Annotated in this window: 17 protein-coding genes; 10 read left to right on the forward strand and 7 right to left on the reverse strand. The window is 66.5% G+C overall.

Going from position 1 to position 16510, the window contains the following annotated elements; genetic code table 11:
• Window positions 1-143: 143 nt before the first annotated feature.
• Entirely contained in the window at window positions 144-1928 is a 1785-nt protein-coding gene (ligA, locus tag ACJ70B_RS01245) for an ATP-dependent DNA ligase LigA (protein WP_408958605.1), read from the reverse strand.
• 103 nt (window positions 1929-2031) lie between these two features.
• Between ligA and ACJ70B_RS01250 the strand changes: the two genes are divergently transcribed.
• Window positions 2032-3585 carry a hypothetical protein gene (locus ACJ70B_RS01250; protein ID WP_408958606.1) on the forward strand — a complete coding sequence of 518 codons (1554 nt, stop codon included), beginning with the start codon at window positions 2032-2034 and terminating at the stop codon, window positions 3583-3585.
• A 41-nt stretch (window positions 3586-3626) separates the two neighbouring features.
• Here ACJ70B_RS01250 and ACJ70B_RS01255 read toward each other — a convergent pair whose 3' ends face one another.
• On the reverse strand, window positions 3627-5030 hold the full coding sequence (locus ACJ70B_RS01255; protein ID WP_408958607.1) for an FAD-binding oxidoreductase: 1404 nt from the start codon (window positions 5028-5030) through the stop codon (window positions 3627-3629).
• Between the two features lie 254 nt (window positions 5031-5284).
• Here ACJ70B_RS01255 and ACJ70B_RS01260 point away from each other — a divergent pair, with 254 nt between their 5' ends.
• The 3 genes from ACJ70B_RS01260 (at window position 5285) to ACJ70B_RS01270 (ending at window position 8535) form a co-directional block, all read left to right on the forward strand.
• Window positions 5285-6718 carry an FAD-binding oxidoreductase gene (locus tag ACJ70B_RS01260; protein WP_408958608.1) on the forward strand — a complete coding sequence of 478 codons (1434 nt, stop codon included), beginning with the start codon at window positions 5285-5287 and terminating at the stop codon, window positions 6716-6718.
• Between the two features lie 61 nt (window positions 6719-6779).
• A complete protein-coding gene (gene cofD / locus ACJ70B_RS01265; RefSeq protein WP_408958609.1) occupies window positions 6780-7772 on the forward strand; it encodes a 2-phospho-L-lactate transferase in 993 nt (330 codons plus the stop codon).
• A 1-nt stretch (window position 7773) separates the two neighbouring features.
• Window positions 7774-8535 carry a tRNA-dihydrouridine synthase gene (locus ACJ70B_RS01270; RefSeq protein WP_408958610.1) on the forward strand — a complete coding sequence of 254 codons (762 nt, stop codon included), beginning with the start codon at window positions 7774-7776 and terminating at the stop codon, window positions 8533-8535.
• Between the two features lie 126 nt (window positions 8536-8661).
• On the opposite strand, the gene ACJ70B_RS01275 is transcribed toward ACJ70B_RS01270, so the two are convergent.
• A complete protein-coding gene (locus tag ACJ70B_RS01275; RefSeq protein ID WP_408958611.1) occupies window positions 8662-9006 on the reverse strand; it encodes a cupin domain-containing protein in 345 nt (114 codons plus the stop codon).
• 144 nt (window positions 9007-9150) lie between these two features.
• Here ACJ70B_RS01275 and ACJ70B_RS01280 point away from each other — a divergent pair, with 144 nt between their 5' ends.
• The 3 genes from ACJ70B_RS01280 to ACJ70B_RS01290 all read left to right on the forward strand — a co-directional run bounded on the left by ACJ70B_RS01280 (window position 9151) and on the right by ACJ70B_RS01290 (window position 10902).
• Window positions 9151-10002: a triphosphoribosyl-dephospho-CoA synthase gene (locus tag ACJ70B_RS01280; RefSeq protein WP_408958612.1), complete on the forward strand. Its 852-nt coding sequence runs from the start codon at window positions 9151-9153 to the stop codon at window positions 10000-10002.
• Window positions 9999-10604 (forward strand): DUF447 domain-containing protein, encoded by a 606-nt coding sequence (locus ACJ70B_RS01285; protein WP_408958613.1) that lies wholly within the window; start codon window positions 9999-10001, stop codon window positions 10602-10604. The genes ACJ70B_RS01280 and ACJ70B_RS01285 overlap by 4 nt, the downstream gene beginning before the upstream one ends.
• Window positions 10605-10710: 106 nt before the next feature.
• Window positions 10711-10902 (forward strand): 30S ribosomal protein S17e, encoded by a 192-nt coding sequence (locus ACJ70B_RS01290; RefSeq protein WP_254523680.1) that lies wholly within the window; start codon window positions 10711-10713, stop codon window positions 10900-10902.
• A gap of 123 nt (window positions 10903-11025) precedes the next feature.
• Here ACJ70B_RS01290 and ACJ70B_RS01295 read toward each other — a convergent pair whose 3' ends face one another.
• Window positions 11026-11283 carry a hypothetical protein gene (locus tag ACJ70B_RS01295; RefSeq protein WP_408958614.1) on the reverse strand — a complete coding sequence of 86 codons (258 nt, stop codon included), beginning with the start codon at window positions 11281-11283 and terminating at the stop codon, window positions 11026-11028.
• A gap of 188 nt (window positions 11284-11471) precedes the next feature.
• Between ACJ70B_RS01295 and asd the strand changes: the two genes are divergently transcribed.
• Together asd and ACJ70B_RS01305 are read left to right on the forward strand one after the other, a co-directional pair.
• Complete coding sequence (gene asd / locus ACJ70B_RS01300; protein ID WP_408958615.1) at window positions 11472-12506, forward strand: aspartate-semialdehyde dehydrogenase; 1035 nt, start codon at window positions 11472-11474, stop codon at window positions 12504-12506.
• 128 nt (window positions 12507-12634) lie between these two features.
• A complete protein-coding gene (locus tag ACJ70B_RS01305; protein WP_408958616.1) occupies window positions 12635-12943 on the forward strand; it encodes a HalOD1 output domain-containing protein in 309 nt (102 codons plus the stop codon).
• A gap of 39 nt (window positions 12944-12982) precedes the next feature.
• Here ACJ70B_RS01305 and ACJ70B_RS01310 read toward each other — a convergent pair whose 3' ends face one another.
• From ACJ70B_RS01310 to ACJ70B_RS01320, 3 genes are all read right to left on the reverse strand, one after another.
• Window positions 12983-13366 (reverse strand): hypothetical protein, encoded by a 384-nt coding sequence (locus tag ACJ70B_RS01310; RefSeq protein WP_408958617.1) that lies wholly within the window; start codon window positions 13364-13366, stop codon window positions 12983-12985.
• Between the two features lie 101 nt (window positions 13367-13467).
• A complete protein-coding gene (locus ACJ70B_RS01315) occupies window positions 13468-13896 on the reverse strand; it encodes a universal stress protein (RefSeq protein WP_408958618.1) in 429 nt (142 codons plus the stop codon).
• A gap of 91 nt (window positions 13897-13987) precedes the next feature.
• Window positions 13988-14962 carry a D-2-hydroxyacid dehydrogenase gene (locus ACJ70B_RS01320; RefSeq protein WP_408958619.1) on the reverse strand — a complete coding sequence of 325 codons (975 nt, stop codon included), beginning with the start codon at window positions 14960-14962 and terminating at the stop codon, window positions 13988-13990.
• A 147-nt stretch (window positions 14963-15109) separates the two neighbouring features.
• Here ACJ70B_RS01320 and ACJ70B_RS01325 point away from each other — a divergent pair, with 147 nt between their 5' ends.
• On the forward strand, window positions 15110-16501 hold the full coding sequence (locus ACJ70B_RS01325; protein ID WP_408958620.1) for an NAD(P)/FAD-dependent oxidoreductase: 1392 nt from the start codon (window positions 15110-15112) through the stop codon (window positions 16499-16501).
• The last annotated feature ends 9 nt before the right edge of the window (window positions 16502-16510 follow it).

Here is a 16510-nt window from a genome sequence, read left to right on the forward strand (position 1 = left end):
CGTGCGAGGGATAAGCGAGGGAACGGCGTGACCGAGCGAATCGGCTGGGGTGGACGTGGAAATTCCCTGTGTCCACGCTAGCAGAAAACCCGTCTGCGTCGTTCTCGAGTCGAAATCAGCTGCTCTTCGGTTTTCGACGTTCGTTACCCTCGTAATCGCTCGAGTCGTTCCAGCGTGTCCGCGTCCTCGGGGCCCTTGTCCGGCCGAACGGCCTGGAACCGCGGGAATCGGAGCGCGTAGCCCGATGAGTACGTCGGCGAGGATTGGATCTCCTCGTAACCGACCTCGAAGACGACCGCGGGCTCGAGGTCGACCGCCTGCCCCTCCTCGGCGGCAATGTGGGGCTCGAGCAACTCGGTCAGCTCCGCGAGTTTCTCGTCGGTGATCCCGGTCGCGACCTTGCCGACCGTTTCCAACTCGCCGTCGCCGGCCCGTATTGACAGCTCGAACGTCCCGAGGAACGTCGCGCGCCGGCCCTCACCCCACTCCGCGCCGGTCACGACGCAGTCTATCGTCTCCACGTCCGGTTTGCGCTTGCGCCAGTGTTTCCCGCGCCGGCCGGGCGAGTACGTCGAGTCGGGATCCTTGAGCATGATCCCCTCGTGGCCCGCCTCGAGAGCGTCGGCGTCGATCGACTCGATCTCGTCCGGATCATCGGTCCGCCAGAGCAGCGAGAGGCCCTCGATATCTTCATCGTCTCTCGCGTCCGAATCCGATCCAACAAGCACCGACCGCAGCCGATCGTGACGCGCCGTCAGCGGCTCCTCGAGCAGGTCCGCTCCGCCCGCGTGGAGGCAGTCGAAGAAAACCGGCCGCACCGTCACGTCCTCGCGAGCCTTCGCCACGTCGTGTTTCCGCCGGAACCGTTTGAGAACCTCCTGAAACGGGAGCGGGGTTCCGTCGTCGTCGACCGCGACGACCTCGCCGTCGAGAATCGCGGGCTCCTCGAGCGTCCGCTCTGCGAATTCGACCACTTCGGGGAGCGCCTCGGTCACGTCCTCCATGTTTCTCGAGAAGACGCGCGTCTCTGCCGTCGACTCGCCGGTCGCGCCCGAACCACCGGGGACGTGGTGCAGCTGTACTCGCGCCCCGTCGTACTTCCACTCGACGCCGACTTCCTCCCACTCCTCGAGCGCGTCGGTGACCGTCCCCGCCTGCGCGAGCATCGCCTGGACGGGCCGGCCGATCTCGAGGTCCATCGCGTCGAGTCCGTCGACCCCGTCCTCTTGTGCGATCCGGGCGACCTGCCCGTAGTCGTTCGAAACCTGAAGGGCGCGTTCGACCCGGTCTCCGGGCACATCGAACGCCTCGGCGATCGCATCGCGGACGGTCCCCTCGCCGACGCCGATGCGCATCTCCGAGAGAACGAGCCGAGCGAGATAGCGGGCTTCCTCGCTCGCACAGCGATTGAACAGGCCGAACAGCAGATCGACCTTGCGGTCCTGGCTGCCCGAACCCTCGGCGGCCGCCAGTTCCTCGAGCGTGTCGTAGACCTCGCGGACGGTGAGATCGCCGCCATTTCCACCGCTGCCGGCGCTGGCGTCCCCACCGCCGGTGAATGCGCCGAGCCCCTGTTGCCCGCCGAACTCGTAGCTCGCCGCCACGTCGCCGATCTCACCCATCTCCGCGAGGCGCTCCTCGACGTCGTCGGCGTCGACGTTCGTCCCCGCCGCGCGGGCGATCCCCTCGTAACACGCACTCGGCCCGATATCGAGCGTCCTCGAGTCCCAGGCCGGAAACACCCGTCCCTGAACGAACCGCGCGACGACCTCGAGGGTCTGCGGTTCCACCGCAGCCTCCGGGGCCCGTCGGCCCTCGCTGTCGCTCCCGGCGTCGGCGAGCAGGTCCCGAACGTGGGCGACGATCTCGAGGTCGGCGGGCTCGGCTTCGATCGTCCCGGCGCGGTCGGCGAACGTGGCGAACTCCATCGGGTCGGAGTATCGCCGCGGGGGGTAAAACGATTCTGAGTCCGATCGCGTCACCGGGCTCGAGGGACGTGCTTTAAAGACAATCGGCCACTCACTCGGAGGTATGCCAGAGGAGGAACTCGCCGCGCGGATCGCGGACGTGTTGGCGGTCGACGCCGTCGACTTTCGCGAACGGGCCGAGGCGGACGCCGAGGTGATCAAAGACGCCGTCGAGGAGGGAGTCTTCGACAACCCGCAGGCGATCGTCGGCCTCGAGTACGAGTTCTACGCCGTCAAGGCCGACGACTGTACGCTCCGGCGGGTTCCGCGTCGGCTACTCGAACTGATCGGCTTCGAGAAGGAACTCGGACTGCACAACGCGGAGATGGTGACCAGCCCGCAGCCGCTGAACGCTCCCGGGCTGGCCGCCCAGGAGTCGGAGGTCAAAGCGCGCCTGCAGACGGCACTGGACGTGACCCAGTCCGAGCGGATGCGGCTGGTGAGCGATGGGCTCTGGACGATCCCGCCCGAGGGCGAGGCGGCGAGTACGTACCTCACTGACAGCGTCGAGCGGACGACGGTCACGCCGGACGGGACCGATCGCACGGTCCGCATCGCGACGAACATGAGCGACTCCGCGCGTTACCACGCGATGGCTAACACCGATCAGGCCGAATCCGCGGCGATGCGTATCGACGCGCCCCACGTCTCGCTTTCGGCCGACACGGTCATGCCCGAGAGCCTCATCACGTCGATTCAGCCCCACTATCAGGTTCCCCACGCGCCCGACCTTCCCGACTATTTCAACTACGCGCTGCGCATCGCGGGGCCGCTGCTCGCGCTCGGCGTCAACTCCCCGTTTTTCCCCGCGGACCTCTACGACGAGGACGCGAGTGCCGAGGAAATCCTCCGCGACGGCTGGATGGAGCACCGAATTAGCATCTTCGAGACCGTGCTCAACGACCCGACCACGGGGGAGGGAAAGGTTCGGTTCCCGCGCGACCTCGAGACCGTCGAGGAGGCGATCGATCGGATCGCAGCCGACAATACGATCGTCCCGATGCCGGTCGGCTCCGGCGAGCGCTTCGACGATCAGTTCCCACACTTCAGCCGCAAACACGGCACCTACTGGCGGTGGGTCCGTCCGGTCTTCGGCGGCCCAACTCGCTCGGCCGCCAACGCCCGCATCGAGTTTCGCCCGATCCCCGCCCAACCGACGGTCCGCGACTCGATCTCCTTCCTCGCCGCCGTCGCCGGCCTGATGGAGAGTCTTACCCGCCTCGAGCACCCCGTCCTCGAACTCGACTGGCAGCTCGCTCGCGAGAACTTCTACGCCGCGATGGTCGACGGGCTCGCAGCCGACCTGACGTGGATCACCAACGACGGCAAGGAGACGACCGACGGGCTCGCGCTCTACGAGGACCTGCTGGCCCACGCCGAGGACGGGCTGACCAACCGCGGGCTAAGCGAGGAAGACGCCGCGAAGTACCTCTATCCGCTCCGTCGGCGCGTCCGTCAGGAGGTAACGCCGGCGAGCTGGAAACGCGAGCAGGTCCGAGCGGCCCTCGAGGACGGCGCAGACTTCGCCGACGCGATCGAGCGGATGCAACAGACGTACGTGGCCCGGCAGTCGGAGACCTTGCTCGAGGGGAGTTTCGCGGACTGGATCGGCGATTAGCGGTCCGGCGACGCTCGTCATCGCGGTGAGCGAAAGACGGATTACCGAGCCGGAGCCGGCGTGACGTTCTGGTTCATCCGGAACAGGTTCTCCGGATCGTACCGCGCTTTGAGATCGGCCAATCGACCGTAGTTATCGCCGTAGGCGATGGTCTCCTCGCCCTCGCGCTCGCTGACGAAGTTCACGTAGACACCGCCGGTCGCGTACGGTGCCATCGCGTCGAAGAACTCCCGCGCCCAGCCGACGCACTCGTCGTCCATCGCAGGGTCTTCCCACCGCGTGTGGACGTTCATCGCATATTCGGCGTCGCGGTGCGGGTACGCCGTCGCGTCCGACGGAACGCGCGCCATCGCACCGCCGACCTGTCCAAAGAAGATCTCGGACAGCGGCGACGGGAGGGTCCGCGCGTATTCGATTGCGGTGTCGATGGCCTCGTCGGAGAGATCGCCGAAGTTGTGCGACTTCCAGTAGTTCCGAGCGCCCTCGGTGAGGAGGGGGTCGAACGACTGCTGGAACGCCGCGTACCGGTGTGGGCCCACGGCATCGGCAATGGGATCGCCGAACTCCCGAATCGGTGCCAGCACCGCTTCCCCGTCCGCCACGTCGCCCGCGTAGAACGCGACGACGATGACGACGCCGGTGCCGTGGACCGCCGCCGGGAGAAACGGGAGCGGCGGCGCGTTACGGAGAACGACCCAGACGGCCGACTCGTCGGGCGCGTCCTCGTTGAAGTCGCGAACGTGTCGGAGAACGGCCGGTGCGTCCGCGTCGCTGTAGACGACCGGACCAGCGAGCACCTCGGGTCCAACCTCGTGGAGGGCGAACTCGAAGGCCGTGACGACGCCGAAGTTGCCCCCGCCACCGCGGACACCCCAGAACAGATCGGGGTTCTCCGCCTCGCTCGCGCGGCGCAGTTCGCCGTCCGCGGTGACGATGTCGACGGAGCGTAGATTGTCCACCGTCATGCCGTACTTCCGGGTCAGCCAACCGAACCCGCCGCCGAGCGTGAGCCCCGCGATGCCGGTCGTCGAGTTGATCCCGAGCGGCGTCGCCAGTCCGAACGCCTGCGTCTCGTGATCGACGTCCGCGAGCGTCGCGCCCGGCTCGACGCGAGCCGTCCGCTCCTCCGGATCGACCTGAACCGACCGCATCGCCGAGAGGTCGAGCATCAGTCCGTCGTCACAGACCGCGTTCCCCGCGATGTTGTGCCCGCCGCCCCGCACCGCGAGCGGCAGGTCGTGGTCGCGAGCGAAATTCACCGCGTCGATCACGTCCGAAACGCCCCTCGATCGAACGATGAGCGCCGGATATCGGTCGATCATCCCGTTCCAGATGGACCGAGCCTCGTCGTAGTTCGGATCCGCCGGCCGAAGCAACTCCCCGCGAAGCCCTTCGCTGAATCCGTCTATTGCACCGCCGTCTACGGGTGTGGTAGTCACCGACATTGTCCCTCGATATCTCTACGTTTCGCTCGAGCATATAGGTGTACTCAAGTACCAAGTAGAGTCGCTCCGAAAGACGAGAGAGACTCGAGAGCTGGCACGTCAGTGCGCGGCTCATAGCGGTCTCCGGAACCGTCTGTCGGTTACTCGTCCACCCATAATGTGAGCGACCGACGCGGAATCGGACATATCTACCCGACTGAGCGTCGTGTTAGATATACAACTATTTTATCTCTGCCGGCCGCCTACCGTGTGCCATGGGGACAGCACACAATGTAGACGGGGAAGCGGCGTTCCACGACCTTCCCAGCGACGACGTTCGGTCCTTCCGCAGGGGATTTCGCGGCGACGTAGTGATCCCGACCGACGAGGAGTACGACGAGGTTCGGTCTATCTGGAACGGAATGATCGACAAGTATCCGGCGCTCGTCGCGCGCTGTCACGGCACCGCCGACGTCGTCGCGGCTGTGACCTTCGCCCGCGAGCACGACCTGCCGCTCGCGGTGCGTGGCGGCGGGCATAACGTCGCCGGGACGGCCGTCTGCGACGGCGGACTCGTCGTCGATCTCGCGGAGATGAACGGCGTCCGGGTCGACCGCGAGTCAGGGACCGTCCGCGCCGAAGGCGGCGCGACGCTTGGTGACGTCGACCGCGAAACACAGCTGTTCGGACTCGCGACGGCTCTCGGCGCAGTGTCACAAACGGGGATCGCCGGACTGACGCTCAACGGCGGCTACGGCCATCTGAGCCGCGAGTACGGACTGGCGCTGGACAATCTAGTCAGCGTCGACATCGTGACGGCAGACGGCCAGGTGCACACTGCCAGCGAAAACCGAAACGAAGACCTGTTCTGGGCGGTCCGCGGCGGCGGGGGCAACCTCGGCGTCGTCACGGCCTTCGAGTACGCCCTCCACGAGGTCGGGCCAGAGGTGTACGCGTTCTTCGTCTGGTTCCACGGCGACGACGCCGACGCGGCGCTTTCGGCCTTCCGCGAGTGGACCGAGACCGCACCGCGAGACGCGGGCGTCCTCGCCTTTACCGCCCACGTTCCCGAACTCGAGGAGTTCCCCGAGGAGACGTGGGGCGAACCGGCGGTCGCGTTCCTCGGCTCCGCCCGCGGCGAGTCGGCTACCGACGGCGAGGTCTTCGAACCGCTTCGCGAAGTCGCGACGCCCATCGCGGACATGAGCGGGCCGATGGCCTACGTCGACCTCCAGTCGATGCTCGACGAAGACTACCCGGACGGACTGCGCTACTACTGGAAGTCGGTCTTCCTCGAGGAGCTCACCGACGAGGTCTTCGATCTCATTGTCCGGTACAACGAGTCGGCCCCGTCGGCGCTGTCGACGGTCGACTGCTGGCACCTCGGTGACGCGGTCGCGGACGTGGCGCGAGACGCGACCGCGTTCTGGCACCGGGACAAGCCGTACATGCTCACCGTCGAAGCGAACTGGGAAGACGCCGACGACGACGATGCGAACGTCGACTGGGGCCGCGAAGTGTTCGCCGACGTGCAGGCGCTTCCGGTTGCCGCTGGCCGCTACGGCAACTTCCCAGGGCTGAACGAGGATCCCGTGAAACTGCTCTACGGCGATAACTACGACCGGCTGGTCGAGATCAAGACGAGATACGACCCGGAGAACCTGTTCCGGATGACCCAGAACGTCCCGCCGCGAACGACCGATGCCTGAAGGGGCCGGTCGCCTCGCGCGGCCGAAAGCGATTAAGTAGCCTCGCTCGAGAGTTGTGCGTATGGTAACCTTCCTCTCCGGGGGCACCGGAACGCCGAAGCTGTTAGATGGGGCAGCGGCCGCGTTCTCACCGGAGGAGACCACAGTCGTGGCCAACACGGGCGACGACGTCGAACTCGGCGGACTCTTCGTCTCGCCGGATATCGATACGCTGCTGTTTCAGGGTGGTGGGATCCTCGACCGAGAGACGTGGTGGGGTATCGAGGGCGACACGCATCGAACGAACTCGGCACTGGAGGACATCGCCTCGGCCGCGGGACTTCCCGAGGGGCCACAGTACCTGCCCGAGGAGCGCCAGACCGAGGGGCGGCGACTCGCCGACTGGCGGCGCTTCTCCGGGATCGCCGAGTTCATGACGATCGGCGACCGCGACCGCGCCGTCCACATCACGCGGACGAGCCTCCTCGACGAAGGGCACACGTTGAGCGAGGCGACCCAGCGACTGGCCAGCGCGTTCGGGCTGACCATCGACCTGCTCCCGATGAGCGACGACCCCGTCGCCAGCCTCGTCCACACGGAGCAGGGGCTCATGCACTTTCAAGAGTACTGGGTCGCCCACCGCGGCGAGCCGACCGTCAACACCGTCGAGTTCCGCGGCTCCTCGAAGGCCGAACCGGCACCGGGCGTCCTCGAAGCGCTGTCCGACACCGTCGTCATCGGCCCCTCGAACCCGGTCACGAGCATCGGGCCGATGCTCTCGCTGCCCGGCGTCGCAGACGCGCTGGCCCAGACGACTGTGGTCGCCGTTTCGCCGTTCCTCGGCGACGACGCCTTCTCCGGCCCCGCCGGCGACCTCATGAAGGCCGTCAACGCCGACCCCAGCACCGAGGGGCTGGCCACCGCCTATCCGTTCGCCGACGCCTTCGTGATCGACGAGAACGACGACGCCGACTTCGACCGGCCGACGGCCCGGACGGACATCGAGATCGACTCCCGCGAGGACGCCGCGCGCGTGATCCGCGCGATCGACGCCGTGATCGATCACCTGCGCTAATATGGCTTCGAACACACCGTTTGCGCCGCCGCTCGCCCTCGCCAGCCTCAGCGGTGAGGCCGACGCCGACTGGGCGCGGGCCGGCGCTGACTACGCCGGGGCGGCGTTCCTTGGCGGCATCGCCCTCGACGCCGACTCGAGAGCGGCCGCGCGCGATCTCGTCGCGCGCGATCGGACCGAGTTCCTCCCCGACGACCCGATCGCCTTCGTCGATCGCGAACTTACAGCGCTCACAGACGTGCCTCTCCAGCCGGCGTTCAACGTCCGAAGCGCCACCGTCGAGCCGATCGCCGAGGCCGCACGCGTCTGCCGGGATCGCGACGCCTTCCTCGAGATCAACGCCCACTGCCGTCAGGACGAACTCTGCGCCGTCGGCTGCGGCGAGACGCTCCTGAAAGACCACGAACGACTCACGAACTACGTCGAACGGGCAGCCGAGACGGGCGTCACCGTCGGCGCGAAGGTCCGCGCCGAAGTCACCGGCGTCGACCTTCCGGAACTAGCTCGCGATCTCGAGGCCGCCGGCGCGGCCTTCGTTCACATCGATGCGATGGACTCCGAGCCCGTGATCGCCGACGTGGCCGACGCCACCGATCTGTTCGTGATCGCCAACAACGGCGTCCGCGACGCCGAGACCGTCCGCGAATACGTCGACTACGGGGCCGACGCGGTCAGCGTCGGTCGGCCCAGCGACAACCCCGTAGTGCTCGAGCGAGTTCGCGACGCGGTCGAACGAGAGTTCGGGCTCGAGGCGACGCGATAGCGCGAGCCGTGCGAGCGCCTCGCAGATGCGGACGGCGAAGCCGTGAGCACACGACGAACCGCAGCGCGACGTCGTGCGAGGCTGTCGCTGAGACCGTGAGCGAATGGCTCGGAAGACGCAAATCGCTTACAACGGTGCGCCGACCAGTACGAGTTTCGCGCGCTCGTCGCCGCGGTTGAAAATCTGACGCGTCTCGTCGGAATCGAGTCGGATCGCCTCGTCCGTCTCGAGGCGCACCGTCTCGTCGGCGTCGGGCAGTTCGATCTCGACCGCCCCGGCGACCACGTAGTAGACCTCCTCTTGGCCAGTGTTCGTCTCGTCGTGTTCCTTGCCCTTGCCGTCGGGCTCGAGTTCGAGCACCGAGATACCGAGCTCGTCCGTCTCGAGTGTCTCCCTCAGAAACCACATGCCGCCCCACTCCTCGGGGACGACGGAGTCAACGTCGGCCTTGGTCGCGGTATCGTAGCCCATACCACATGGTTTCCGGATTGCGTCTTAAATCGACTGGACAGCGAACGCCTTGCCGACGGCCGACGGGCGGGATCCGGCCGAACCGCGCGAACGCGGCGACCGACAATCCCTACCCCTAAGCCGTCGCGGCACGCAACGATCGATATGCGATCGCCGGACGCGAACGCGGAACTGGCGCTGCTGCTCGAGGTCGCCGGCACTCCCAAACCGGGAAACGTCGACCGCCATCGTGACCTGTCTGACCTGCGGTTCGAACACTTCCTCGTCGGTGCAGTGGGTGCCCGCGAGGGGCTCGAACTGGCGGGCGACGGATCCCCGGTCGGCCCCGCCTTCGAGCGAGCAGTCGAAGGAATGGCCGCCCAGGAGGGCGGCAACACCCAGTTCGGGGCGCTGCTGTTGCTCGTCCCGCTCGTCCGGGCCGCCCGAGAGGATCTTTCACAAGCCGTCGCCGAGAGCGTCGTCCGCGAGACGACCGTCGACGACGCGGCGGCGTTCTACCGCGCGTTCGACCACGTCGACGTCGGCGTCGGCGATCCGCCCGAAGACATGGCGGCGCTGGACGTGCGCCGCGGCTCAGACGCGGTTTCGGCCGTCGAGGAACGCGGCCTGACGCTGCTCGAGATCATGGAGCGGAGCGTCCCGGGCGACGACGTCGCCCGCGAGTGGGTACAGGGGTTCGAACGGTCGTTTACGGCGGCCGAGCGGCTCGCCGACGCCGACGGGCCAATATCGGAACGGACCGCGGCGGTCTTTCTCTCCCTGCTCGCGGAGCGACCCGACACGCTCGTCGCGACGCGCCACGACGATGATGTCGCCCGCGAGGTGACCGAACGCGCTGCGGCGCTGGTCGCGGACGACGTCCTCGAGACAAATCGAGAGGCCGTCGAGGCCTTCGCGGACGACCTCGTCGCTCGCGGGATCAACCCGGGAACGACGGCCGACATCACCGCGGCCGGACTGTTCATCGCGCTCGAGCACGAGGCGATCGAGCGATGACCGACGATCGACAGACGGACGAAACGCGACGTGACGGACCCGCCGAATGGCCCGTCTCGGTGTCCGGTGTCACCGAATCGATCGTGACGACACTGGGTCCCAACGACCTGTGGAACGCCGCCGCGCTGGGCCTGCACGCCGGCGATCCCGTCACCGCGCGGACGTGGGGAAACACCCGAACCCGACGGAATTTCCACCGGCAGGGAGAGGGTTACGTTCAGTTCGTCGACGATCCGGTCGCCGTCGCCGACGCCGCGCTTTCCATCGTCGAGAGCGAAGAGCCGATCCTCGAGTCGGCGGCCGCCTGGGCGCGCGTGACCGTCGAGCGAATCGACGCGGGAACCGAGGGCGAGACCGACTGGGAAGCGTGGGCACTCCGCCCCGTCGAGTCGTCTGTCGTGCGAGAGACGATCCCGACGATCGACCGCGGATTCGGAGCCGTCGTCGAGGCGACCGTCGCCGCCTCGCGACTCGAGGTGGCCGATTACGACGAGGCCGACCTCCGCGACCGACTGGCGGACTGCGCCGCGGTCGTCGAGCGCGCCGGCGGACCACGCGAACGCGAGGCGCTCGAGCGCGTCCGCGAACACTCGACGTGGTGAACGCAGGACGTGGAAAGTGCCCGAGGCCGCCGGTGGCGGTCGTCAACGCGACGGGTCGCCGCGGCAGAACGAATGGCTTTAGGGCGCGCTCGGAGAACGGACCGACATGGCAATCAAGCCGGCCTACGTCAAGAAGACCGGGAATCTCCTCCTGGAGCGGTATCCGGAGGCGTTCACGACCGATTTCGAACAGAACAAAGAGAGCGTCGAGAAACTCACCAACGTCGACTCGAAGGGCGTCCGCAACCGCATTGCGGGCTACGTCACTCGGAAGAAAGGCGCTGAAGTTCCCGCGTAACTCGGAGTTCTATTCCTCGCCAACCGTCGGCCGACGGTGAGCCGTAGCTCTCGACAGTATCGAGCGGCCAACTACCATCGCATCGATCGCGGACAGTCGACGGGCGATAGCAGGAGAAAACCGTTACTCGCCGAAGCCGGGCTCCATGTAGGTCGCGGCAACGAACGCGACGAGTGCGATACCCCATCCGAACAGCATGCCGATCATTCCCGTCAAGATGTTCAACTGGTAGCCGACTACCGGCAACACGCCGTCGGTGTAGCCCAACCAGGCGAAGGCGACGGCCAACAACACCGCGACGACCGCCAGAGCCGTCGCACCGATACTGAATCGCGTCTCGAGCAGTCCCCGGTTGCTCGTACTCGTGGTCGAACTCGTCATTGGGTCCACCTCCGGCCGGCGGCCTCGCGTCGGTCCTGTCGGTAGTGCATCGGTCGCTAGGTGCCGCTCCCGTTTCTTAATAGCTTCTATCCGGGCGCTGTCCCTGCGCCGACGCGGTGCATCCGCTCAGTGACACGCGCTACCGAAAACCCAAACGGTTTTGCGGACACGACTCGGAGTGGCGAAAAATGGCAGTACGAGTAGGCGTGCTCGGTGCGACCGGCGCAGTCGGACAGCGACTAATTCAGCTGCTCGATCCCCATCCGGACTTCGAGATTGCTGCACTGACCGCCAGCGAGGCAAGCGCCGGCAAGACGTATCGACAGGCCGCAAAGTGGCGCGTCGACAGCCCCATCCCGGACGACGTCGCCGACACCACCGTCACGGCGACCGACCCCGACGAGGTCCCCGACGATGTCGACCTCCTGTTCTCGTCGCTCCCCTCGAGCGTCGGCGCGGAGGTCGAGCCGCCGTTTTGCGAGGCGGGCTACGTCGTCTCCTCAAACTCCTCGAACGGCCGCATGGACGACGACATCCCGCTCGTCATCCCGGAGGTCAACGCCGACCACCTCGACCTGCTCGAGGTCCAGCGCGACGAACGCGGCTGGGACGGCGCGATGATCAAGAATCCCAACTGCTCGACGATCACCTTCGTCCCCACGCTCGCGGCGCTGGCAGAGTACGGCCTCGAGAAGGTCCACGTCTCGACGCTGCAGGCCGTCTCGGGCGCAGGCTACGACGGCGTCTCCTCGATGGAAATTATCGACAACGCCATCCCCTACATCGGCAGCGAGGAAGACAAACTCGAGACCGAATCCCGGAAACTGCTCGGTGACTTCGACGGCGCGGAACTGTCGCACAACGGCATGGCCGTCTCGGCCTCCTGTAACCGCATCCCGACGATCGACGGCCACCTCGAGAACGTCTGGGTCGAGACCGAGGAGGAGCCCAGCCCCGAAGAGGCCGCCGAGACCATGCGCGAGTACTCCTCGCTGGATCTGCGCTCCTCACCTGACCCGCTCATTCACGTCTTCGAGGACCCCGACCGCCCGCAGCCGCGGATGGACCGCACGCTCGGCGACGGGATGGCCATCGCCGCGGGCGGACTACAGGAGACTCCCTTCGGCCTACAGTACAACTGCCTCGCTCATAACACGATCCGCGGTGCCGCGGGCGCGAGCGTGCTAAACGGCGAACTGCTGCTCGAAAACGGCTATCTCTAACGGACGATGACCGCCCGATGCCGGTAGGGTAGGCGAATTCGGCGGAACGCGATCGGTAAACGCACCCCGTCTTAAGTCGTTGGGTCTCCAATGGGGATCATTTCCCCGCTCGAACCGGTAATAGGGGTATGGAAACCGAAACGCTGGCCGAGGAGTCTCGACCGCGAGGCGGAGAATCGGCCTATCAAGCCGAACCGGAGCAGTCGCTCACCGAAGCGGTCATCGAAGCGATCGCGGCCGAGTCGGATCTGGATGCACTCGAAATCGCCGACGAGTTTGGACCGCTGTACGACGTGATCGATCCGTCGGCGCTGGACTCGCTATTTCAGTCCGCCGGGGGAGCGGGCCAACCCGTTGGAAACGTCACGTTCGACTACGGCGACTATCGAGTCACGGTCGATCAGACGGGACGCGTCGAACTCGCAGACGGAGAGTAACGACCGTTCGAGGATTCGGCGGCAGATTCGACGGGAACGTCACCGACCAGACGGATCGACGATGTCAGTCGATTCGAAGACGGGCGGGAGGACGCGCCGGAGAACCAGTGCGAACAGAACGACGAGCATCGCGATGCCAACTGCGAGCGGTATCGGGTTGGTACCGACTAACCAGGCTCCAAATGGCGTCCCGACGAGGACCGATATCGGAGCCATGCCGCCGAGAATGACCGCCAGCAGACCGACGAGCCCCTGTAGCACGTGTTCGTCCTCGGGTACGTATCGGTAGAGCCCGAACGCAATCCAGAGACAACCGAGCGCCAGTGCGACCGCTCCGCTGTGGGCAGCGTACGCAAACAGCGCCAGTCCTGTCCCGGCGATAATCGACAGATCGTATCCTCGACAGTCGGTAGAGGGCGTCATACGCGCTAGTCGTCATTATACTGATGTAAATTCACTGGTTTTAGTGACGGTGTCACCGGTTGCGGCCAATATCGGCGTTCCGACGACGGACGACTGCGGTCTTACTCCTCGCGAGGGAGCGCGACGACCGGCACCGACGCCCGCGTGACCAGTCGCCGAGCCACGTCACCTGAGAGCAGTTCCGCGAACCGGTTGCCCCCGCGTGGCTCGAAGACGACCGCGTCGACGCCTCGCTCTTTTGCCGCGTTCGTGATCGCCTCGACGACGTCCGTGCCGAACAAGATCGCCGTCTCGACCGAGGCCGCGCGTTCCTCGAGTGGCCCGCGGGCGCGCTCGAAGATCTCCCGGGCGTACTCCTCGCGCTGTTCGACCGAGGCCTTGTCGGGCGCGCCGCCGGCCTTCTCGATCACGTTGACGACGAGCACCGCACTCGAGGGTTCGAGATGCGGCGCGAGCGCCACCGCCGTTCGCTCCCCGTCGTCCGGATCGGCGACGGGGACGAGAATCGTTCCGCCGAACGAAAGTGTCATACGCGCAGTTCGATGCAGGGGATGAAAAAGGTGCGTTAGACGGCTCGAGGCGACGGGCAGACGGCGACGGCGTCGGTCGGAGAACGGCCGATCAGGGCAACACCTGGTTCCGCAGAGTCACGTCGGTCCCCTCGTCGTCGACCCGGCGGCGGTTCTCGGTGACGATGTCTGCCAGCCGGTCGTAGTACTTCGGCGTGTGGCCGGCGTTGTGGGGCGTGATCTGGACGTTCTCGAGCGTCCAGAGCGGGTTGTCCTCGGGCAGCGGTTCGGGATCAGTCACGTCCAGCGACGCGCCGCGAATCCAGTTCGAGCGCAGCGCGGCGATGAGCGCGTCGGTGTCGACGACCGGCCCGCGGGCGACGTTGATCAGCACCGCCTCGGGGTCCATCGTAACGAACGCATCGCGGTCGATCAGCCCTCGCGTCGTCTCCGTGAGCGGACAGGCGAGCACGAGGTAGTCCGTCCGCGCGAGCGCGTCGTCGAACGCCTCGTCCTCGAAGCCGACCACCTCGTCCGTCGGCCCGCCCTTTGCGGGAGTGTAGCGCACGCCGATCGTCTCGACGCCGAACGGCTCAAGGCGCTCACAGACCGCCTCGCCGATCGCGCCCAGTCCGACGACGGTCACCGTCGACCCCTGTAGCTCGTGGGCCTTGTAATGTCGCCACTCGCGGCGGCGCTGGCGGCGCGCGCCGACGTGGAACCGGCGAGTGAACCGCAGGATCGCGCCCAGCACGTGCTCGCCGATATTCGGCCCGTGGACGCCCGAAGCGTTGGTCACCGCGACGCCGCGTTCCTCGAGTTCCGCAAGCGGGAGGTGACCGGTCCCCGCGTAGGCACATGCAAAGACCGAGAGGTTCTCGGCGTTCTCGAGGAGTTCTTCCTCGAGGGTCATCCCCGTGACGAACGTCGCATCTCGGATCACCTCGCGCTCCTCGGCGGGCGTCCGCGCGAGGGCGACGGTGTGATCGGGGAGGCGATCGCGGATCGCGTCGACATACCGTTCGATCGACGTTCCGTGAGTTCCTTTCCGGAGGACGAGCACGTCCGGCGCGTCGGCGTCGGTCATGTCAGTGGCGTCGTCCAGTGCGCTCAAAAGCGTTCGTCTCGCGGCACTCGGTCGGTTGCCCAGCGACCGACCGCCGGCGGACTTCGCCGAGGCGACCAGAAACCCGCCTCGCAGTTTTTATAACTTCCCAATGAGTCTCAACGGCGTATGGAACGCGTAGACGTCGCGATCGTCGGCGGCGGCCCCGCCGGTGCGTCCGCGGCCGAACAGGCCGCCGCACACGGCGCCGAGACGGTCCTCTTCGAGCAGGGGGTACCCCGAGAGGACCGCGAGGAGCTGGGACCGGACTCGACCGACGCGGCAGGGATGCTCGACTACTGGATCGATATCATGGGGTTCGACTATCGGGAGATCCCCGACGATGTCATCCTCCGAGAACTCGAGGGGACAGAGTTCGTCGGCCCGAATAGCGCCGTCGAGTTGCGGACGACCGGGATCGAATCAACCTATCCGAAGTTCGGTTACACCTTCCACCGCGCGCGCATGGACGACTGGCTCTACGAACGCGCCGCCGAAGCGGGCGCTGACTTGCGCGTCGGCACCGGCGTCAAAACCCTCGAGACCGACCTCCGCGCGTCGAGTTCAAAAGGGCCGACACACACCGTGACGCTCGCAAACGGCGATCACGTCGAGGCCCAGTACGTCGTCCTCGCCGACGGCCCGCAGCGCCGGGTCACGCTCGAGGCGCTCGACCAGTTCACCGCACCCGGCCGGAGCGTCTCCGACTACCTCTCGCCGCCGGAAGCCAACCACATCGCCTATCAGGAGTATCGGGAGTTCCCCGAAGAGCTGTTCGCCGAGTTCGAGGACACCCTCACGTTCTGGTGGGGGTACATGCCCGGCGAGACCGCCTATCCGTGGGTCTTCCCGAACGACGGCACGGTCGCCCGCGTCGGACTGACGATGCCGATCGGGATGGACCTCGAAGACGTCGAGAATCCCGGCGGCTACAAGCTTCTGCGGCCCGACGACGAGAAGATCCCCTCCGGGGCGGAATACATCCGTCGTCTGCTCGAGCAAGAGTACGGCGACGAGTACGATATCGAAACGGACATCCCGCGCGTCGAGGACCGCGGGAAGTCCAAGGGGACGGAAACCTACCCGATCTCCTCGACGCGGCCGATCGACTCACCGGTCGGCGCGAACATCGCCGTCGCCGGCGGCGCGATGGGGACCACCTCGGCCTTCCACGAAGGCGGCTACCACGTCGCCGTCCGCACCGGGAAGATCGCCGGCCGCCTCGCCGGCACGGACTCGCTCGAGAACTACAACGACATCTGGAAGGACGCGATCGGCGACGAGATCCTGCGCAACGTCTCCTTTGCGGACATCGTCGACGAGTACGGCCCCGACGATTGGGACTGGGCGTTCGACACCGTCAACGACATGCAGGGCAACAGTGCCGACAACGTCCTGATCGACCGGCGCTACACCGCCGGCATCGACGCCGCGAAAATCCTCGCGCTGTACAAACGCAAGAAGTACACGTACCGCGACGATCGCTACGTCCAACTCTCGGAAGACGAGTACTTCTACTGATCCGGGGTG

The sequence above is a fragment of the Natrinema sp. 74 genome (assembly GCF_046097095.1).
GTDB lineage: Archaea > Halobacteriota > Halobacteria > Halobacteriales > Natrialbaceae > Natrinema.